Here is a 20,705-nt window from a genome sequence, read left to right on the forward strand (position 1 = left end):
GAATTAGAAAGTGCGCTTCTTGGGCTGGAATGTTTCGACGGTCAAAGGCTTCGTGTTGACGGCCTTGTAGTCGAGACGATTGCCCTCGGAATACCAGAGGGTGTGCTTCATCCAGTTGCTGTCATCGCGCTCTGGGAAATCGCGGTGGGCGTGCGCACCACGACTTTCCTTGCGGGCTGCCGCAGACACCATGGTGGCCTTGGCAGTTTCAGTGAGGTTGGCCAACTCAAGGGCCTCCACCAGTGCTGTGTTAAACACTTTCGACTTGTCTTTGATGAACACGTCTTCAGCACGTTTGGCGAGCTTGTTGATGACTTCCACGCCCTCATCCATCAATTCTGTGGTGCGGAATACGCCACAGTGTTGCTGCATGTTGGACCGGATGTCATCGGCCACGCCACGGACTGATTCGCCGTCTTTGCTGTCCATCAGCTTGGCAACGCGAGCTGCTGAGAAGTCGCCAGCGTCCGCAGGCAGATCTTTGTGGGTTTTGGCCTTGAAGTTCTGCTCAACAATGTGGTTGCCTGCCGCACGGCCAAACACCACCAGGTCAAGCAGAGAGTTCGTGCCCAAACGGTTTGCACCGTGTACTGACACGCAAGCGCATTCACCGATGGCATACATGCCGTTGACGATCTCGCTGGGGCCACCGGGTGATTTGGGAGCAACCACTTGACCGTAGAAGTTCGTCGGAATACCGCCCATCTGATAGTGAATGGTTGGAACCACTGGAATCGGCTCTTTGATTGGATCAACGTTGGCAAACTTCATCGCGATTTCACGGATGGAGGGCAAACGCTTCAGGATGGTGTCGGCACCCAGGTGATCCAGCTTCAGCAGCACGTGATCTTTGTTGGGTCCACAACCACGACCTTCCTTGATTTCCTGGTCCATTGAGCGTGACACAAAGTCACGTGGTGCCAAGTCTTTCAGCGTGGGGGCATAACGTTCCATGAAACGCTCACCCTCAGAGTTCAGCAGAATACCGCCCTCACCACGAACACCCTCAGTAATAAGCACACCAGCACCGGCTACACCAGTGGGGTGGAATTGCCAGAATTCCATGTCTTCTAGCGGAATGCCTGCGCGTGCAGCCATGCCCATGCCGTCACCCGTGTTGATGAAGGCATTGGTGGACGCGGCCCAGATACGGCCAGCACCACCCGTGGCAAACACAGTGACCTTGGCTTCAAGGATCATGATTTCGCCGGTTTCCATCTCGAGGGCCACAACGCCCACCACATCACCCTCGGCATCGCGAATGACATCCAATGCCATCCATTCCACGAAGAATTGAGTGCGGGCCTTGACGTTGCGCTGGTACAGCGTATGAAGCAAAGCGTGACCGGTACGGTCAGCCGCAGCACAAGCACGCTGAACAGGCTTTTCACCAAAGTTGGCGGTGTGACCGCCAAAGGGCCGCTGATAGATGGTGCCGTCTGGGTTGCGGTCAAAAGGCATGCCGAAGTGTTCGAGCTCGTACACGACCTTGGGCGCTTCGCGACACATGAACTCAATGGCATCCTGGTCGCCCAGGTAGTCAGAACCCTTCACGGTGTCAAACATGTGCCAGTACCAGCTGTCTTCGGACATGTTGCCCAGAGAAGCACCGATACCACCTTGCGCGGCCACGGTGTGTGAGCGAGTCGGGAAAACTTTCGAAAGAACTGCCACGTTCAAGCCCGCTTCGGCGAGCTGAAGTGAACATCGCATACCGGCGCCACCAGCGCCCACAATTACCGCGTCGAATTTGCGACGTGGAAGGGAAGTTTTAACTGCAGTCACTTTTTAGACCCTCCAGAGAATTTCAGCCGCATACCCTGCGGCACCAAGCAGCCACAAGGCTGTGAATACTTGCAACGCCAAACGAATGCCTGTTGGTTTGACATAGTCCATCCAGATGTCACGGATACCGATGTAGGCGTGATAGCAGAGGGAAAAGAAGGCCAACAGGGCCAAAATCTTGCCCATGGGGAAGGCAAACAATTCAAAATTGAAAAAGCCGACCCATTTTTGATAGTTCAAACCTGGGGTGAACAGCACCGCCAAAAACAAGCCAATGGTGTACAGGGCCATGATGACTGCGGTGATACGCTGCACCATCCATTCTTTCAGGCCGTAGTGCGCGCCCACGACCAGGCGCTTTGGTCCAATATTGCTAGCCATTAAAACACTCCGAATAATTTAAGACCGAACAGGGCTGTCAGGCTGAGACTGACCGCGAACACAACGCCTGCGCTTTTCTGGGCGGCGTATTTGTCGGTGCCCATGTGTGCATCCAGCATCAGGTAGCGAATGCCAGCGCAGAAGTGATGCATGTAGGACCAGATCAGGCCAAGCAAAACAATTTTCACCAAGGGGTTGCTAACCAGGCCTTGCATATCCTGGAAGGACAACTCGGAGGTGAGGCTTTTGTCGAAAAGCGGCAGCAGTACGACAGGCAAAGCCAGAAAGAGAATTGCCCCGCTGACACGGTGCAAAATCGACAGTTTGCCGGCCAGTGGCAAGCGATACTTTAAGATCTGGGTAACGTGAATGTTCCGATATTCGGGACGTTTTTTGGTGACGGTGTTTGACATGCGCACAGTTCTTTATAAAAAGATGGGTTTTATATAAGACTCAACCTTTATTTTGAACCAAATCACTGACTTTTTACAGGACCGCAATCCTGAATTCCCTGTGATTTGCTTCAAAAACAAGGGTTTTACCTCATAAAGTCTTGAATCAATTCAATACAATTCATTTCGATAAGAAAATCCGTCGGTGACATACCAACCACGCCGCAACTCAACCGGCTTTTCGGCGTAGGTAATGGACAGTCTTTCAACATACAGCAAAGGTGTGCCCAAGGGCACCATCAAGCGTTCGGCCTGCTCAGGCAGGGCGCTCACCGCTTTGAGACTCTCAACAGCCTTCAGCATTCGCACGCCAAATTCAGCCTCAAGAAAACCGTAGAGGGTTGAGCCCCAATTTTGCAGCTTTTCCAGTGTAAGCCCTTTGTATTGCACACCGGGAAGCCAAATTTCATCAAAAATCAGAGGTTTGCCCTCGAAATCCAGAATTCGCTTTACCACATAAACCAGCTCGCTGGGCTTGATGTCCAACTGCTTGGCAACCGAAGTGCTGGCGCGTACTTTTTCAACGCTTATGTATCGGGACTTCGGATGTCCTGATTCGTTCACATCATTTCGCAATCTGAGAAAACGATACTGTGAACGCGCCTCGTTGTGCGTGGCCACAAAGGTGCCCCGCCCTTGCCGGCGAACCACCAGGTTTTCTGCAGCCAACTCGTCAATCGCCTTGCGAACGGTGCCCTGACTGACGCCATAACGGGCCGCAAGCTCGGTTTCCGATGGAATGCCCTCGCCGGGTTTCCATTCGCCATTTTGCAGGCTTTGCATCAGCAAGCTCTTGATTTGCAAATAAAGTGGACTGAATGTTGGATTCATGCAGAAAAGGTTATTCGTGAACGAGCTGTATCTTATATCTTATAGAGGACTTTTGAAAGTTTATCGAAGCGGAATCGACCTTCCTCTGCGCTTTTGAAGGTGGATTAGAGCTAGAATGTGGCCTTCGATTTTCAATCAATTGGAGTGATACACATGACCAAACCCGCGATGCGCGTAGCAGTCACTGGCGCTGCAGGCCAAATTGGCTACAGCTTGTTGTTCCGTATTGCAAACGGCGACATGCTTGGCAAAGACCAGCCAGTCATTTTGCAACTGTTGGACATTACGCCTGCCCTGCCCGCTGTGAAGGGTGTGGTCATGGAATTGGAAGATTGCGCATTCCCACTGCTTCAGGGTGTGGTGGTAACCGACGATCCCAATGTGGCATTCAAAGACGTAGACTGCGCATTGCTGGTTGGCGCTCGCCCCCGCAGCAAAGGCATGGAGCGCAAAGACCTGCTGGAAGCAAACGGCGCGATCTTCACGGTACAGGGCAAGGCCCTGAACGACCACGCCAAGCGCGACGTCAAAGTATTGGTGGTCGGCAACCCAGCCAACACCAACGCCTACATTGCGCAGCAGTCTGCTCCAGATCTCGATCCAAATTGCTTCACCTCCATGTTGCGCCTGGATCACAACCGCGCGCTGAGCCAGATCGCCGCGAAAACTGGCAAGCCAGTGTCATCCATCGAGAAGCTGTGCGTGTGGGGCAATCACTCACCCACCATGTACGCTGACTACCGCTTCGCCACCATCGACGGCAAGTCTGTCAAAGACATGATCAACGACCACGACTGGAATGCGAACACATTCCTGCCGACTGTGGGCAAGCGCGGTGCCGCCATCATTGAAGCACGCGGACTGTCTTCAGCCGCGTCGGCTGCAAACGCGGCAATCGACCACGTTCGTGACTGGGTGCTGGGCACCAACGGCAAGTGGGTCACCATGGGTATTCCATCCGACGGTTCTTACGGCATCCCCGAGAAGACCCAGTTTGGCTTCCCGGTAACCTGTGCCAACGGCAAGTTCGAGATCGTGAAGGGCCTCGAAATTGACGCATTCAGCCAAGAACGCATCAACGTCACGCTTGACGAACTGATGGGCGAGCGCGAAGGTGTTAAACACCTGTTGGGCAAGTAATCAGTCAACACCTTGGTGTTGTCAGAAAAGGCCGGCAAACATGCTGGCCTTTTTTTATGGATGCCCTTTGCATTGCGCGGATTAAACAATGAACAACAAAAGACAGACTTTGGACCTGCAGCACATCGCAACGGTGCTTTACAGCGAGGAAGACACACCAAGAAGCCTGCCCGTGTGCGACCACTATGCTGGCAAGCCCCGCTTTTTCGACAAGGCACTGGAGGTCAGGGATTCCATCGGCGCATGTTTCGACATCACGCTGGATCTGGAAGACGGCGCAGAGCACGGACAGGTGGATGCCTTGGTGCAATGGGCTGGTGCATCACTGCAACTTTTTCAAGCCCGATATGGCCCGGAGGCACGCAGGCCTGGCGTACGGGTGCACCCTTTTAGAGACAAGGCATTCGAACCTGAAATCGAGGCTTTGCTGAGTCCTGAAGTTCCCTCACCTGCTTATCTGATGATTCCAAAGCCCGAATGTGCCGGTGACATCAAAGAAGCCATCAACCACATTCAAGGGGTTTGCCAGACGCGAGGTCTTGATATGCCGCCTATTCATGCACTGATTGAAACCCACGGCGCATTGGCAGAAGTTCAGGAGATCGCAAGTTTGGTGGAGGTGGAATCGCTGTCTTTTGGAATCATGGATTTCGTGTCGGGCCACCGCAGTGCCATTCCGAAATCGGCTTTGAATTCTCCGGGTCAATTCGAAAATCCGCTGGTTCGCAGGGCGAAGCTGGAAATTTCTGCCGCCTGCCACCGCTTTGGCAAGGTGCCCTCTCACAACGTGAGCCGCCAGATTTCGCAGCCGGAGGTGGCCGGTGAGGACGCGGCCAGAGCCAAGCGAGACTTCGGTTATACGCGCATGTGGAGCATTCATCCAGCGCAGATTGTTCACATTGTGTCTGCCATGCTGCCCAGCGACAGTGAAGTCGATGAAGCGGTGCAAGTGCTGACCGAGGCCGAGAAAGCCAACTGGGGTCCGATTCAGCTCAAAAGCGAACTGCACGACCGGGCCAGCTACCGATACTTTTTTGAAGTGCTCAAACAGCGCAACCGCTGAATACAAAGCCTATCAAGCGGCCCAACGCTGACCGGGCTGGGCAGACCGGTACCATTGCATCAACTCGACCGCCTTCGGATCTTCAGCCTTGGGAGACCAGGGAGCAAAATCCTTGTCTTCAAAAGGCGCATAGGGGCCATGCTTGACTTCAAAGATGACCCCGCCTTCGTCGAGCGAAAGTACGGCATGCCAGCCTTGCTTGGGCGTTTCGATGACGCTCTCACTGTCCCCAAGCACTGCACGGTGGGTTACCACGCCTGCGTCATCAAAAGTAAGCACCACGAAGCGACCTTTCAGTGCAGTCAGCAATTCCCAAGTGTTTTCATGGCGATGGGGGCGAATGTATGTGCCAGGCTCCATGGCAATGGCGAGACGTTGAATGGGATCGGTCAAGTCATTGTGCAGATTCTGGTTCATGCGCAATCTTGGTGAGGCCGCAGCCGCCTGAGCGAGGTCGCGCAGACCTTGGGCGCTGATTCGTTTCATGAAAAATGGGTCCTTTTATGGTTTGATGTAAGCAAAACCCTGGCTTTGCCTGTCAATGAGTGTCAACACACCCACGGGAACAATGGTCATCCATTCAGGCACCTTATCGTGACTGATGCCATGCCCCTTCAGCGAGTTGGCGCACACCAAAAACCGGGCGCCGAGCTCGGTCAAATTGTGCATGCGTTGCAGCTGCTCCTGGTTGCTTGCCTGGTTCAGAAAAGCCACAGCGCCCGAGTTGGCGAGCAGATGCACATCGGACGATGCATCGGATGCTGCGTGCAAGAGATTCTGAACATTGGCCAATGCAACTGGCCACTTGTCAGCGTCGCTGACATGAAAAATCACACGAATGACATTCACGATGACTCGCCCTGCCGGTAATAGGCACTGTTCTGAAAACGATTGAACAAGTAGACGTAGGCCACCTTGAAAATGGCCGCCAAGGGCAAGGCCAGAAACACGCCTGCGAATCCAAATACTGCACCGAAAAAGGCCAGCGCAAACACCACAGCAAGGGCTGACAGACCAATTTTGTCACCCACAACCATCGGTGTCAGCACAAAACCTTCAATGATTTGCCCAAGCACAAAAACCAGCAACACCAGCAAGACGGGCAAGAACCCCTGTAGCTCCAATGAAGCTGTGAGCAGTGCAATCAGCAAGGCAGTGGCAAATCCCAAATACGGCACGATAGACAGCAGGCCAGCCAGAACGCCGATGGCCCAACCGCTCTGAACCCCGACCAGGCTAAGCCCTACCGCATAAAAGGTACCCAGAAACAGCATGACGGTAAGAACACCCTTCATGTATTGGGACATCACCGTGTCAATCTCAAGCGCAAGGGGATGCACCCTCTTCCAGACATGGGGCGGAAACACTTGGCGCACCTGTCGATTGATTTGCTGCCAACCCGGCAAAATAAACAGGGTCGCCACTGTCATCAGTGAGACGAAACCTGTGACACCAAGCACTGATTGCGAGCCAGACCGCAACAAGCGACTGCTGAGGGAAGCCAGTACCCCCCGATTGTCGCTGATGTAGTGCGCCACGGTGTCGCGAAGCGCATTGCTGTCCACTGACAAGGAGACGCCGAACAAGCTGTTGATTCTGGGCAGCAAGTTGGCTTTGAAATTCACAAGCAATTGCGGCAGGTTGGACTGAATCAATTCGAGCTGGGTGCCCACCACGGGAATAAACAGCATCGCGAGCGAGGACAGCAGCAATAGCAAAATACCGAAAGCCAGCAATGCGCACACGGGAAGCGGTACTTTTTGCCGCAATTTGCCATACAACCATAGGCTGGGCTTCGAAAGCACATAGGCAATCGCAAAAGCTGCAACGAAGGGCGCCAGCACGGACCACAAGCTGACCAGCAGGGCAAAGATCAGAAAAACACTGAGCAGAAGCCCCCAGTGATCCAGATAAAATCGCTTGGCCAGTGTGGACAGGCGAAGCTCGTCCCGGGCTGGCGAATTCAGGTTGTCACTTGGCAAACAGAGATCTCCAAATCGGCCGAGGCCCGATTAACAGTTGCCTTTCTTGGCCTGACCGGGCGGGCAGAAATTGCCATCACCGTGCCCGCCGGTGCCAGCGGGGTCGACGACCACCGACCCGGCAGGGGTGTACACCGCACATCCGTGCATCAAAGCCGATGCAATCATCAAAGCCAGTATTTTTTTCATGGGTGTGCGCCTATTTGTGTCAAATTCAGTGAACTGATTGTATATCAAGGCGATGATTTAAACAGTGGATTGGTCGGCTGCAGCGGCGGCTTTCATCAATCTCCAGACGGTGGAGCGCGAGACCCCCAGTGCAGCGGCCACTTTTTGTACCTCCCCGCCACTCATTGCCAACGCTTTTCGAATCAAATCGGGCCTCTGATGGGCCTTGGCCTGCGCGTATTGAAGCGCAAGCAATTCAAAACCCTGCAACCTGGTGTCAGCAAAGTTCTGCAGTGGAGCCTGATTCACTGGTGTTTGAAGCAGATCCGGAAACCAGCTTTGCCATTGCTGAATGTCTGCATTTTGAGTCAACAACACTGCCGCTCGTTTGCAGACGTTTTTTAATTGCCGAATATTTCCAGGCCATGCAAGTGTGACGAACACCGGCAAAGCAAGGCTCAAAAACGCCTCAAACTTTGCGTTAGAAACCCTCACTGGAGTGGTGCGCAAAAAATGACCCGCAAGCGAGGCAATGTCCTCAGGACGTTCACGCAGCGGCGGTATCAGGATCAGCATTTCATTGAGTCGGTAGTACAAATCCTCCCGAAACCGGCCCTGTTCAACCGCTTTTTGCAAATCGACGTGACTGGCAGCCAGCAAGCGAAAGTCCACTTTACGCGCAGACACTGAGCCAATGCGCCTCACACTGCCATCCTCAAGAATTCTGAGCAGCCGGGTCTGAAAGGCCAGGGGCATGTCGCCGATCTCGTCCAGAAAGACCGTACCGCCCTGTGCACTTTCAAACATGCCGGCACGCCCCCCTTTAACAGCACCTGAAAAGGCACCCTCTTCATAACCGAACAGTTCGCTTTCGAGCAAGGTTTCAGTCAATGAGGCGCAGTTAATTGCCACGAACGGTTTGCCCGCCCGAGAACCTGCAGTGTGTATGGATTGCGCCACCAACTCCTTCCCCACCCCGGTCTCACCTTGTATCAGGACAGAGAAATCCACCGCCCCGCACACACGGATGGTGTTGCGCAAGGCCAAGACAGCCTGACTGTCGCCAAGAATGTCTTGCTCAGTGTGATAAGTGTAGGTTTGGCGATTGGAGCGTGGTGTACCGCCTGCCTTGGCCGAGGCCAGGCGAATCGCCTCGTCAAAGGCTTTCATGACACCCTGACGGGAATAGATCAACACACTTTCAAGTCCCATCTCGCTGGCAATCTGATTCACGAGACCCGGCCCCACAATTACCTCAGCACCCAACTGCGCCAGTTCGCGAACAGATTGCCTTGCGTCCTCGGGTGTTCTGTAGGTGCGCGTGTAAATTGGAAGGTCAAATGCGCGGGTCAAGTTCGCCAACTCATCAAATGCCGTTTCATAGGTCACCAGACCCACGTGACTAGAACCTTTTCGGGCAACCGCCAGGGCTTGCATGACGTCAAACCCGTCAGGCCGGATTACGACCAGCGGCGCCTCTAGCTGGTTTTGCAGGAATGCACCATTGGAGCCAGCGGCAACAAACACATCCACTGTGTCGGTGTAATAGCGGTTTCGTGCAAACTCCAGTGCGTCCTCGTAAGCTCGAGGCACCAGTTCAATATTGGCCTGACTTGAATAGTCCCGTGAGATCTCCCGCAAGGTGTAAGCCAATGCACTAATACTGAACACTACAATGCGGGGTTTCATACACCAGCGCTTGTCGTATTTAAAACATCATAATGTATTAAATGCAACATAAAAACAAGACATAGAACAATCAAGAAACTACAAAATTGTTTCAAATAATTTTCCATATATCTGTTTATAAAAGATTTTATTGAAATTTTTTTACAGAACGCCTATCTGGCACATACCCTGCAGTAGCCACTCCAAATGGCATTTCAAGTCAAACAATCAAAACAGGAGTGATTCATGTCTCATGCCTCAGCAGGTGCTCGTTTTCGTCAGGCTGTTCGCGAAGAACAACCCTTGCAGGTGATCGGTGCCATCAACGCCAATCACGCTTTGTTGGCCAAACGGGCCGGCTTTAAAGCCATTTACCTCAGTGGTGGCGGCGTGGCTGCCGGCTCACTGGGCTTGCCAGACCTTGGTATTTCCGGGCTGGACGATGTACTGACTGACGTGCGACGCATCACCGACGTGTGCGACACGCCCCTGCTGGTGGATGTTGACACCGGATTCGGTTCCTCATTCTTCAACATTGCGCGCACCACCAAAAGCATGATCAAGGCGGGTGCTGCCGCCATGCACATTGAAGATCAGGTGGGCGCAAAGCGTTGTGGCCACCGCCCCAACAAGGCCATTGTCAGCCAGGGCGAAATGGTTGATCGAATCAAAGCCGCAGTGGATGCGCGGGGTTCGGACGAATTTGTGATCATGGCCCGCACGGACGCGCTTGCGGTTGAAGGATTGCAATCGGCCATCGACCGCGCCTGCGCCTGCGTGGAAGAGGGTGCAGACATGATCTTCCCGGAAGCGATCACCGATCTGCAGATGTACAAGCAGTTTGTAGAGGCAGTCAAAGTGCCGGTTCTGGCCAACATCACTGAGTTCGGCTCCACGCCTCTTTTCACCACCGAAGAACTGAAAAGCGTTGGAATCAGTTTGGTGCTGTACCCGCTGTCGGCATTCCGCGCCATGAACAAGGCCGCCCAGAATGTCTACGAGGCTGTGCGCCGTGACGGCACCCAGAAAAACGTGCTGGACACCATGCAGACTCGCATGGAGCTGTACGACAGCATCGGCTACCACACATTTGAACAAAAACTGGATGCCGTTTTTGCAGAAAGCAAAAATCAGAAATAACTTTATTAATTAAATACAAACTATTGTTTTTGAAAGATTTAGGAGATTAAAAATGTCTGAGCAAACCACTACACCAGGCTTCAAGCCGAAGAAATCCGTTGCCCTGTCTGGCACTGCCGCAGGCAACACCGCACTGTGCACGGTCGGGCGTACAGGCAACGATTTGGCCTATCGCGGCTACGACATTCTGGACCTGGCCACCACCAGTGAATTTGAAGAAATCGCCCACCTGCTGGTGCACGGCAAGCTGCCTACTGTGGCTGAGCTGGCCAGCTACAAAACCAAATTGAAATCGCTGCGTGGCTTACCTGCTGCGGTCAAAGTGGCTTTGGAGCAGCTGCCACCCTCTTCACACCCCATGGATGTGATGCGCACTGGCGTAAGCGTGCTGGGTTGCGTCAAACCCGAAAAGGAAGACCACAACCACCCCGGTGCCCGCGACATTGCGGACAAACTGATGGCCAGTTTGGGCAGCATGCTGCTGTACTGGTACCACTTTGCCTACAACGGCAAGCGCATTGAGGTGGAAACGGATGACGATTCCATCGGTGGGCACTTCTTGCACCTGTTGCACGGCGAGAAGCCCCGTGACAGCTGGGTTCGCGCCATGCACACCTCTTTGATTCTGTATGCAGAACATGAATTCAACGCCTCCACATTCACCAGCCGTGTGGTCGCCGGTACAGGTTCCGACATGTACTCCGCCATTTGCGGCGGCATCGGAGCCTTGCGTGGGCCAAAGCACGGGGGTGCCAATGAAGTGGCCTTCGAAATTCAAAAGCGCTATGACAACCCCGATGAAGCGGAAGCGGATATCCGCGCCCGCGTGGAACGCAAGGAAGTGGTGATTGGCTTTGGTCACCCCGTGTACACCGTCAGCGACCCTCGCAACGTGGTCATCAAAAAAGTGGCTGAAGACCTGTCCAAGGAACAGAACAACCTGAAGATGTACAACATCGCCGAGCGCCTGGAAAGTGTGATGTGGGAAATCAAGAAGATGTTCCCCAACCTGGACTGGTTCAGTGCGGTCAGCTACCACATGATGGGTGTGCCAACCGACATGTTCACCCCATTGTTTGTGATTGCACGCACATCCGGATGGTCTGCCCACATCATTGAGCAGCGTATTGACGGCAAGATCATTCGCCCAAGCGCGAACTACACTGGACCAGAAGACCAGGCCTTTGTACCCTTGAAAGACCGCAAGTGAGCGAGTGACCACCATGAACACTCAATTCAGAAAAAAACTGCCCGGCACATCGCTGGACTTTTACGACACCCGCGAAGCGGTTGAAGCGATTCAACCCGGCAGTTACGACGGCCTGCCCTACACCAGTAAAATTCTGGCTGAACAACTGGTGCGCCGCTGCGAGCCTTCCGCATTGACCGACAGCTTGAAGCAGCTCATTTACCGCAAGCGCGACCTGGACTTTCCCTGGTACCCGGCCCGCGTGGTGTGCCATGACATTTTGGGCCAGACCGCCTTGGTGGACCTGGCTGGCTTGCGCGACGCCATTGCGAAAGAAGGTGGCGACCCATCCAAGATCAACCCGGTGGTGCCCACGCAGTTGATTGTCGACCACTCGCTGGCCGTAGAATGCGGCGGTTTTGACCCCGATGCATTCCGCAAAAACCGCGAAATCGAAGAACGCCGAAACGAAGACCGTTTCCACTTCATCAACTGGACCCGCACTGCGTTCGAGAACGTGGATGTCATTCCGGCGGGCAACGGCATCATGCACCAGATCAATCTGGAGAAAATGTCGCCTGTGGTGCAAGTGCGCGATGGCGTCGCATTCCCGGACACCTGCGTTGGCACCGACAGCCACACGCCACACGTCGACGCGCTGGGCGTGATTTCTGTGGGTGTGGGTGGTCTGGAAGCTGAAACCGTGATGCTGGGCCGTGCGTCCATGATGCGCCTGCCCGACATTGTGGGTGTAGAGCTGATCGGAAAACGCCAACCCGGCATCACCGCCACAGACATCGTGCTGGAACTGACGGCATTTCTGCGCAAAGAGCGCGTGGTGGGTGCCTATGTGGAGTTTTATGGCGAAGGCGCACGCAGCCTGACCATTGGCGACCGCGCCACCATTTCAAACATGACGCCTGAATATGGGGCCACCGCCGCGATGTTCTACATCGACGAACAGACCATTGACTACCTGAAGCTGACTGGCCGAGAAAGCGAGCAAGTGGCGCTGGTGGAACACTATGCCAAGCACACAGGCCTGTGGGCCGATGGCATGGCCAAGGCCGAATACGAGCGCGTGCTGAAGTTCGACCTGAGCAAGGTCACCCGCAGCATGGCTGGCCCTTCCAACCCACACGCGCACATGCCCACCACCGAGTTGGCCAAGCGTGGCATCGCTGTGAACCTGGACCAGGCCAAAGCCGAAGAACAGCAAGGCCTGATGCCCGATGGTGCGGTGATTATTGCTGCCATTACCAGCTGCACCAACACCAGCAACCCCCGCAACGTGGTGGCTGCTGGCTTGCTGGCCAAGAAAGCCAATGACTTGGGCTTGGTGCGCAAGCAGTGGGTCAAAAGCTCGTTTGCACCCGGCTCGAAAGTGGCCGAGTTGTATCTGAAAGAAGCAGGCTTGCTGACCGAGCTGGAAAAGCTGGGCTTTGGCATTGTGGCCTTTGCTTGCACCACCTGCAACGGCATGAGCGGCGCACTTGACCCCAAAATTCAGCAGGAAATCATCGACCGCGATTTGTACGCCACTGCTGTATTGAGCGGCAACCGCAACTTCGATGGCCGCATTCACCCGTACGCCAAGCAGGCCTTCCTGGCCAGCCCACCGCTGGTAGTGGCCTACGCCATTGCAGGCACGGTGCGTTTTGACATTGAACAAGACGTGTTTGGTGTGGTAAACGGCAAAGAAATTCGCCTGAAAGACTTGTGGCCCAGCGACGAGGAAATCGACGCGATTGTGAACCAACACGTCAAACCCGAGCAGTTCCGCCAAATCTATATCCCGATGTTCGACCTGGGCGCAGTGGAAAAGGCCCCCAGCCCGCTGTACGACTGGCGCCCACAGTCCACCTACATTCGCCGACCACCCTACTGGGACACCGAAGGCCAGGGTGCATTGGCTGCGCGCCCAAGAACGCTGAAAAACATGCGTCCGCTGGCAGTGCTCGGTGACAACATCACCACAGACCATCTGAGCCCATCGAACGCGATTTTGATGAACAGCGCGGCCGGTGAATACCTGCACAAAATGGGTTTGCCCGAAGAAGACTTCAACAGCTACGCCACCCACCGCGGTGACCACTTGACTGCACAGCGCGCCACATTTGCCAACCCCACCCTGCAAAACGAGATGGTTCGCGATGCGGACGGCAAGGTGAAAAAGGGCTCGCTGGCGCGCATTGAGCCGGAGGGCAAAGTGACCCGCATGTGGGAAGCCATTGAAACCTACATGGACCGTGCACAACCGTTGATCATTGTCGCAGGTGCAGATTACGGGCAGGGTTCTTCCCGCGACTGGGCGGCCAAGGGCGTGCGGCTGGCTGGTGTTGAAGCGATTATTGCCGAAGGCTTTGAGCGCATTCACCGCACCAACCTGATTGGCATGGGTACCCTGCCCCTGGAGTTCAAGGCGGGCGAAACACGTCACACCTACGGCATTGAGGGCAGCGAAGTGTTTGAGGTGGTAGGCGAACGCACACCGCGCGGTACCCTAACTGTAATCATGACCCGCAAGAATGGCGAGCGCGTGGAATTCCCCGTGACCTGTCGTTTGGATACTGCCGAAGAAGTGTCCATTTACGAAGCGGGCGGCGTTCTGCAACGTTTTGCGCAAGACTTTCTGGAAGGGGCTGAAGCATGAGCAACAAGCCTAGCCAGCAGCTGAAGGTACCCGCCACCTACATGCGTGGCGGCACCAGCAAGGGTGTGTTTTTCCGCCTGCAAGACCTGCCGGAAGCCTGCCAAAAGCCGGGCGCTGCGCGTGACAAGCTGCTGTTGCGCGTCATCGGCAGCCCCGACCCCTACGGCAAACAGATCGACGGCATGGGCGGCGCAACATCTTCCACCAGCAAAACCGTGATTTTGAGCAAAAGCAGCAAGCCTGACCACGACGTGGACTACCTGTTTGGCCAAGTCAGCATCGACAAGGCCTTTGTAGACTGGAGCGGCAACTGCGGCAACCTGTCTTCAGCGGTGGGTTCGTTTGCGGTGGCCAGCGGGCTGGTGGACGCTGCCCGTGTGCCCCAGAACGGCACCTGCACCGTGCGAATTTGGCAAGCCAACATCGGCAAAACCATTGTTGCGCACGTACCCATCACCGATGGACAAGTGCAGGAAACCGGCGACTTCGAACTTGACGGAGTGACCTTCCCAGCAGCGGAAGTTCAACTGGAATTTCTGGACCCTGCCGATGAAGGGGAAGATGGCGCGGGTGGTTCCATGTTTCCAACTGGCAACTTGATTGATGACCTGGAAGTGCCCGGTGTGGGTACACTCAAAGCCACGTTGATCAATGCCGGCATTCCCACCATTTTTGTGAATGCCGAAGCCATCGGGTACACGGGCACTGAACTTCAAGACCACATCAACAGCGACGCGGAGGCCTTGAAAAAGTTTGAGACCATTCGCGCCTACGGTGCAGTCAAAATGGGCTTGATCAAGCATGTGGATGAAGCCGCCACCCGCCAGCACACACCCAAAGTGGCCTTCGTGGCTCCGCCCAAAACCTACACCAGTTCCAGCGGCAAAGTGGTTGAGGCCAGTGGCATCGACCTGCTGGTGCGCGCCATGAGCATGGGCAAACTGCACCACGCCATGATGGGCACCGCTGCAGTGGCCATCGGTACGGCGGCCGCAGTACCCGGCACACTGGTCAACCTTGCTGCTGGCGGCACTGAACGTGAGGCCGTGCGCTTTGGCCACCCCAGTGGCACTTTGCGCGTGGGTGCGCAAGCCGTGCAGGAAAACGGGCAATGGGTGGTGAAAAAAGCAATCATGAGCCGCAGTGCACGGGTGTTGATGGAAGGTTGGGTTCGAGTGCCTGCAGAATAAACCCCAATGGAACCTGAAACTGTATTGCTGACACTAAACGCTGTTCAGTGATTCGGTCTTCAGGTTTCAATTGATATAAGACTGCGATCTACCCCGAAGATCCTAAGCGAAAGCCACCGAGGTAGCACGACAATCGTCCGCCCTATCCCCCTTCACAGCTAACCATTCCGCTTACATCTTACGCTTTAGACCCCTTCACCAATGGAGTCAAAGCGATGTTCCGTGCCACAGCCCTGTCCAGCAAAATTCCATCACTCAACCACAGTGGAATATGCACTCGTGCCTTAGCAGGCTCACATTCAGAGCATGGACCTAACATCCGTCCATTGGGGCCCATTGCCAGAAAATTGCAGCACCTCAAACAGGCCAACCATCGAGTTCTGCAAAACAAGTTGCGTCAAAGTCTTTCGGCAGAGCACGCAGCCCAGATTGAAAAGCTGATTGAACCGCTGATTCATGACAGCACTGAATCAGACGACACCCCTTCAATGATCGAGAATTTTGTGCAATCCAACTTGCACCACCCGGAACTGATTTCCACAACCCTGAAATACCTGAATAGCCAACTGACGATACTGAGCGGCGCAGAAAGACACGGGCGCGTGAAACAGTTCAATCAGGACGAAAGCCTGAAGGACGGTTTGACAACGCTGTTCGAAAACTCGGGAAGAAGCCCACAACGATTCACCCAGCAATTGGCCAAAGCCAAGGTGTCTCCGGTATTTACAGCGCACCCCACACATTTCAACCGACCTGAGGCAAGCAAAGCCTTGTTGGATAACCTTTCAATGGTAGATACACCAGCATCGCATGCTCAACTGTGCGATGAAGTGTGGGCAAACCAAGGCGTTCGAGAACAGAAACCCAGTGTTCAGGATGAAGCCCGATTGTTTGCCAATTATGTTCGAAACTTACACCAGTCATCCCATCAAATCCATCAAAAACTACAAGCACAAGTCAGCCTTTTACCAGGGAAGCCCAAACTGGAAAATGCCTTGATTGAAGCAGGAAACTGGGTGGGAGGCGATCGGGATGGTAATCCATTCATTAATGCCAAAGTGTTGACTGAAGTTGTTAAAACCATGAGCACTGCAGCATTTGATTATTATCAGAACCGCCTGAACAGCCATCCAGCAAATGGCAAACTGGCCGCATTTCTACGCACGAAGGGCAGGGAAAGTGACTTGCAAGACTGTTTGGAAAAATTGGCGAGAACGCGGGCACATCTGCTTGGCGAGTCAGCCCTGCCCATTCAAGGCGACCTGTATCAGAGTGCCAGCGAGTTCGTGGATGACCTTGAGCACATGGCGAGAGACGCATCAACTGCCCACAGCAAATCTCCTGAATTACCGACGGACATCCAATCGGAACTTGATCTACTACGACTGGATGCACAGGCCATTGGTTTTCATGGTGCTTCCACGGACATCCGTCAAAACAGTGCAATGAATGAAAAAACTGTGGGGGAACTGCTACGAAAGGCAAATGTGCACACGGATTATGAAAACTTGAGTGAAGAAGATCGGCAAGCCATTCTCACTTCAGTGCTGATAAATGACACACCCATTGAGAAGTCAGACCTGATATTCGAAAAATCCAGTGCGAACTCGGATCTTGAACGCGAAATTGACCTGATCAGCAATTACAAAACCATTCAAGACACCTATGGCCAAAAGGCCCTACCCAACTGCATTACAGCCAATACAGAAACGCTGAGTGACATGCTGGAAGTGATGGTTCTGCTGAAATTTGCAGGACTTGCCGATAGCAACACACTAAAAATGAATGTCATTCCCCTGATAGAAACCGTGAATGACCTGCACAATGCACCCAAAATATTGACAGGCATGCTTGAACACCCCTGGTACAACCGAATACTGACCAACAGCGCAAACCCCCAACAAGTCATGGTTGGTTACTCGGACAGCAACAAACTGGATGGGCCACTGGCCTCCAGTTGGGCGGTTTATGAAGGTACGGCGAAGATGCTGGACATTGCAAAGGCACACGGTTTGGATCTGATGATTTTTCACGGCCGAGGAGGAACGGAAGCAAGGGGGTCTGGCGACAGCTACAGCCAGGAAATACGCTCAGGCAACCCGGCAGCCCTGATGCAAGGGTTCCGCCAAACGGAGCAAGGTGAAGAGGTGCCCGCAAAATTCGGCACACCGGAAATCAGTACGGGAAACCTGGGCGACATGCTTGCATCGACGCTGGCAACCATGCATGAGAAACCGGATCCGATGCTCTCCAAACATGGACACTTGATGGACAAACTGGCCAATCAGGCCAGGGCACACTACAACGCGCTGTACAAACACCCTCAACTGCCGACCTTCTTTGAGCACAGCACGCCGATCGGATTTGTTGGTCATTCCAATGCAGGCAGCAGACCCGCATCAAGACCTTCAGCATCAGGCGAGGGGCTCAAGCTGGAAAAACTGCGGGCGATTCCGTGGGTTGGATCATGGTATCAGGCAGGAATGGCAACACCGGCTTTCTACGGCACGGGCACTGCCCTGCACGATCACGGCAATGTCACTGAGTTGATTAAGGTTTACAAAGAGTGGCCGTTTTTCAAATCGTTCATCGATCGAACGGCAGCAGCTTTGGACAAGACAGACATGACCATGGCTGAGCAATATGCCAAGTTGGCACCCGCCAACTCGCAAGCTGTATTTGACGCAATTCGCAAAGAACATGCACTGACTGACCAGATGATTCGTAGCATTCAAGGCGGTCTATCGGAAAATGACAATCTTTCCGATGTAAGCCAATCAATGTCGGTCAAACGTCCATTGCTGAAAGCCGCCCAATCCATGCAGGCCAGTTTGATGAAAGCGCACAGACAGGCGGGCCCGCACGTTCAAGAACGATTGATCAATCCAATCGTGCTAAGCATGCAGGCCATTTCAAGCGCAAACCGGTTTGGTTAAACGCCAGCATAGATGCCTGGACGCTTGTCGGCCCAAGGCTTCGCCTCTTCCAGTTGCGAAGCCAGATTCAACAGCACATCCTCTTCACCAAATCGACCGGTGAACATCATGCCAATCGGCAGATTCTGGGCATTCCAGTGCAAAGGCACACTCATGGAGGGCTGGCCAGTCACGTTGGCGGGCATGGTTTGCGAACAGTATTGGTACACCCGGTGACCAGCCTTTAGCACAAAGTCTTTTTGCTTGGCGATGAATCCAATCGGAAGGTGGCTAAGCGCCTTTAACTGAACAAGTTCGGAAGGTGTTGGACGCAGACCACCGACTTCAATGGGAGGCGTGCCAAGCGTGCTGGTCAACAAACAATCGTAGGGCTGGAAATAGGTCATCCATTGCCTAGAGAACATGTTCATGTAGCGAAATGCAGCCGCAACGTCACCACCGTGGAAACTTCGACCCAACTTCATCAAGGCCCAGGTTCTGGGTTCGAAATCAGACGATGTGCCTTTGCGCCCCAGAATCTTTTCACCTTCCATCAAGGTGGCAGACATTTCTGCACACACCAACACGGTGTAGGCGTAGATAAAGTCCTCCTTGTTCAGCGGCAGGCGAACCTCTTCGCATTTGTGACCGAGTTCTTCAAGCAGCTTGACGGTTTGCAGCACACCCTCGCGGCAATCACTGTGCAAGGAGTCCCCCAAAGCCGGATCTGTTGAATAGGCAATTTTCAGCTTTTTGGGCTTGCGCGCAATCGCACTGGCGTACGATTTATCGGGCGGCGCGATGCGAAGCACCTGCCCTGGGTAATCGCCCTGCAGACAGTCCAGCATCACCGCACTGTCTTGCACGGTGCGAGACACCACATGTTCAGCGATAAAGTTGAACCAACCGTCAGCCTGATCTGGCCCGGAAGGCACCCTGCCCCTGGTCGGCTTGATGCCAAACAGACCGCAACAAGCAGCGGGAATACGGATGGAGCCACCGCCGTCACTGGCGCTGGCCATTGGCACAATACCCGCTGCCACAGCTGCGGCAGCGCCACCGCTGGATCCACCCGGACTTCTCAAGGGGTCCCATGGGTTTCGGCTTGCCCCGGTGTAATCTGGTTCAGTGGAAGGTGTAATGCCAAATTCCGGCGTGTTTGTCTTTCCGAAAATGTTCAAACCGGCCTGTTTGAAGCGTTTCACGTATTCAGAGTCTTCACGGGGTACAAAGCCGCGGTAGAAGCGGCTTCCGTTGGTCATTTCAACGCCCGCAAAACTCGCGATCAGGTCTTTCAACAAAAAAGGCACTCCGGCAAACGGGCCTTCAAATGATTCTTTGGCACGCGCTCTTGCGAGTTCGTACATGGGTCTGATCACGGCGTTGATCCTGGAGTTGACTTTCTCAGTACGGGCAATGCCCTCCTCCAGCAACTCCTCGGCGGACACCTCACCCTTGGTGACCAACTCCCCCAAACCCAGGGCGTCGTACTTGTCGTACTCTCCAAAACCAGCCATGAACACTGTCTCCTTTCATTGTTCTTTGAGCTCTTAATCGTACCCGAAAACCGCGCCACAAAACGCACAGGTAACATCGCAGGTAACATTCATAGTAGAAAGAACTAACCCGGATTGGGAATAAACAATCCGGGGGGTTCGTGACATGATGATGGCCATCTCATGAATCTTTTTTTGCAGTACACATGAACCTCAACTCTCAACCCAGTCTGGTTTTCAGCGACTACCCACTGAAAAGCATGTTGTATTGCAACATGCTCGCCGAGATGGGCGTGAACCTGATCGAGACACTGGACTGGATTCCGGATCCCGACGATTTTAGAATGCCCCAGGTGCCCCTTGTCGTGGTCGACATGAACCTGCCTCGGGACGAAGAAAGCTCACATCTTGATGAGTTGAAAATCGTATTTCCGAATGCACAAATTGTATTTTTTGAAGAAGACCACAAGGGTGCATTTCTGCAGCACACGGATGGTCGGGATGTGGCCCGGATCGGAAAGCTGATGGACCTTGCAGAGGTGCGCCCTCTGTTACACAGCATGATTGAAGCCTGTCGCGCAAGCTTGTTGAGCAGCACCGGTTTGAACAAGAAAGCCGTCAACGAGTGATTGAACAATCATCAACGGGCAAG

The 20,705-nt window shown here is 54.0% G+C and carries 18 protein-coding genes; 8 read left to right on the forward strand and 10 right to left on the reverse strand.

From position 1 onward, the window contains the following. Positions 1-3 precede the first annotated feature (3 nt). From sdhA to QQJ87_RS08720, 4 genes are all read right to left on the reverse strand, one after another. The gene (sdhA, locus tag QQJ87_RS08705) at positions 4-1,785 is read right to left on the reverse strand and encodes a succinate dehydrogenase flavoprotein subunit (RefSeq protein WP_284281249.1); all 1,782 of its coding nucleotides are present in this window, start codon (positions 1,783-1,785) and stop codon (positions 4-6) included. 3 nt (positions 1,786-1,788) lie between these two features. Further along, on the reverse strand, positions 1,789-2,166 hold the full coding sequence (gene sdhD / locus QQJ87_RS08710; RefSeq protein WP_284281250.1) for a succinate dehydrogenase, hydrophobic membrane anchor protein: 378 nt from the start codon (positions 2,164-2,166) through the stop codon (positions 1,789-1,791). Beyond that, positions 2,166-2,579 (reverse strand): succinate dehydrogenase, cytochrome b556 subunit, encoded by a 414-nt coding sequence (gene sdhC / locus QQJ87_RS08715; protein WP_284281251.1) that lies wholly within the window; start codon positions 2,577-2,579, stop codon positions 2,166-2,168. Before sdhC ends, sdhD begins: the two co-directional genes overlap by 1 nt. 150 nt (positions 2,580-2,729) lie before the next feature. Then, complete coding sequence (locus tag QQJ87_RS08720) at positions 2,730-3,449, reverse strand: GntR family transcriptional regulator (protein ID WP_284281252.1); 720 nt, start codon at positions 3,447-3,449, stop codon at positions 2,730-2,732. A 153-nt stretch (positions 3,450-3,602) separates the two neighbouring features. On the opposite strand from QQJ87_RS08720, the gene QQJ87_RS08725 reads away from it, so the two are divergent. Beyond that, a complete protein-coding gene (locus tag QQJ87_RS08725; RefSeq protein WP_284281253.1) occupies positions 3,603-4,589 on the forward strand; it encodes a malate dehydrogenase in 987 nt (328 codons plus the stop codon). 88 nt (positions 4,590-4,677) lie between these two features. Continuing rightward, positions 4,678-5,652 (forward strand): HpcH/HpaI aldolase/citrate lyase family protein, encoded by a 975-nt coding sequence (locus tag QQJ87_RS08730; RefSeq protein ID WP_284281254.1) that lies wholly within the window; start codon positions 4,678-4,680, stop codon positions 5,650-5,652. 12 nt (positions 5,653-5,664) lie between these two features. Here QQJ87_RS08730 and QQJ87_RS08735 read toward each other — a convergent pair whose 3' ends face one another. From QQJ87_RS08735 to prpR, 5 genes are read right to left on the reverse strand one after another with little or no spacing between them, the layout of a single operon-like run. Then, positions 5,665-6,138, reverse strand: coding sequence for a WbuC family cupin fold metalloprotein (locus QQJ87_RS08735; RefSeq protein ID WP_284281255.1), 474 nt, complete (start codon positions 6,136-6,138; stop codon positions 5,665-5,667). A gap of 15 nt (positions 6,139-6,153) precedes the next feature. Next, the gene (locus QQJ87_RS08740) at positions 6,154-6,501 is read right to left on the reverse strand and encodes a DsrE family protein (protein WP_284281256.1); all 348 of its coding nucleotides are present in this window, start codon (positions 6,499-6,501) and stop codon (positions 6,154-6,156) included. Further along, entirely contained in the window at positions 6,498-7,634 is a 1,137-nt protein-coding gene (locus tag QQJ87_RS08745; protein ID WP_284281258.1) for an AI-2E family transporter, read from the reverse strand. Before QQJ87_RS08745 ends, QQJ87_RS08740 begins: the two co-directional genes overlap by 4 nt. A 30-nt stretch (positions 7,635-7,664) precedes the next feature. Continuing rightward, the gene (locus tag QQJ87_RS08750) at positions 7,665-7,823 is read right to left on the reverse strand and encodes a hypothetical protein (protein ID WP_284281259.1); all 159 of its coding nucleotides are present in this window, start codon (positions 7,821-7,823) and stop codon (positions 7,665-7,667) included. Between the two features lie 57 nt (positions 7,824-7,880). After that, positions 7,881-9,491 carry a propionate catabolism operon regulatory protein PrpR gene (gene prpR / locus QQJ87_RS08755; RefSeq protein ID WP_284281260.1) on the reverse strand — a complete coding sequence of 537 codons (1,611 nt, stop codon included), beginning with the start codon at positions 9,489-9,491 and terminating at the stop codon, positions 7,881-7,883. A 225-nt stretch (positions 9,492-9,716) separates the two neighbouring features. On the opposite strand from prpR, the gene prpB reads away from it, so the two are divergent. The 5 genes from prpB (at position 9,717) to QQJ87_RS08780 (ending at position 18,578) form a co-directional block, all read left to right on the forward strand. Next, positions 9,717-10,610 carry a methylisocitrate lyase gene (prpB, locus tag QQJ87_RS08760; protein ID WP_284281261.1) on the forward strand — a complete coding sequence of 298 codons (894 nt, stop codon included), beginning with the start codon at positions 9,717-9,719 and terminating at the stop codon, positions 10,608-10,610. Positions 10,611-10,662: 52 nt separating this feature from the next. Continuing rightward, positions 10,663-11,820: a bifunctional 2-methylcitrate synthase/citrate synthase gene (gene prpC / locus QQJ87_RS08765; RefSeq protein ID WP_284281263.1), complete on the forward strand. Its 1,158-nt coding sequence runs from the start codon at positions 10,663-10,665 to the stop codon at positions 11,818-11,820. A gap of 13 nt (positions 11,821-11,833) precedes the next feature. Beyond that, positions 11,834-14,452: a Fe/S-dependent 2-methylisocitrate dehydratase AcnD gene (gene acnD, locus QQJ87_RS08770; RefSeq protein ID WP_284281265.1), complete on the forward strand. Its 2,619-nt coding sequence runs from the start codon at positions 11,834-11,836 to the stop codon at positions 14,450-14,452. Next, on the forward strand, positions 14,449-15,642 hold the full coding sequence (gene prpF / locus QQJ87_RS08775; RefSeq protein WP_284281266.1) for a 2-methylaconitate cis-trans isomerase PrpF: 1,194 nt from the start codon (positions 14,449-14,451) through the stop codon (positions 15,640-15,642). Before acnD ends, prpF begins: the two co-directional genes overlap by 4 nt. A gap of 215 nt (positions 15,643-15,857) precedes the next feature. After that, positions 15,858-18,578 (forward strand): phosphoenolpyruvate carboxylase, encoded by a 2,721-nt coding sequence (locus QQJ87_RS08780; protein WP_284281267.1) that lies wholly within the window; start codon positions 15,858-15,860, stop codon positions 18,576-18,578. Here the strand turns inward: QQJ87_RS08780 and QQJ87_RS08785 are convergent. Beyond that, entirely contained in the window at positions 18,575-20,074 is a 1,500-nt protein-coding gene (locus tag QQJ87_RS08785; RefSeq protein WP_284281268.1) for an amidase, read from the reverse strand. The genes QQJ87_RS08780 and QQJ87_RS08785 overlap by 4 nt on opposite strands. Positions 20,075-20,259: 185 nt before the next feature. On the opposite strand from QQJ87_RS08785, the gene QQJ87_RS08790 reads away from it, so the two are divergent. Beyond that, entirely contained in the window at positions 20,260-20,682 is a 423-nt protein-coding gene (locus tag QQJ87_RS08790; RefSeq protein WP_284281269.1) for a hypothetical protein, read from the forward strand. Positions 20,683-20,705 lie beyond the last annotated feature (23 nt).

It is taken from the genome of Limnobacter litoralis (assembly GCF_030160455.1).
GTDB classification, from domain to species: domain Bacteria; phylum Pseudomonadota; class Gammaproteobacteria; order Burkholderiales; family Burkholderiaceae_B; genus Limnobacter; species Limnobacter litoralis.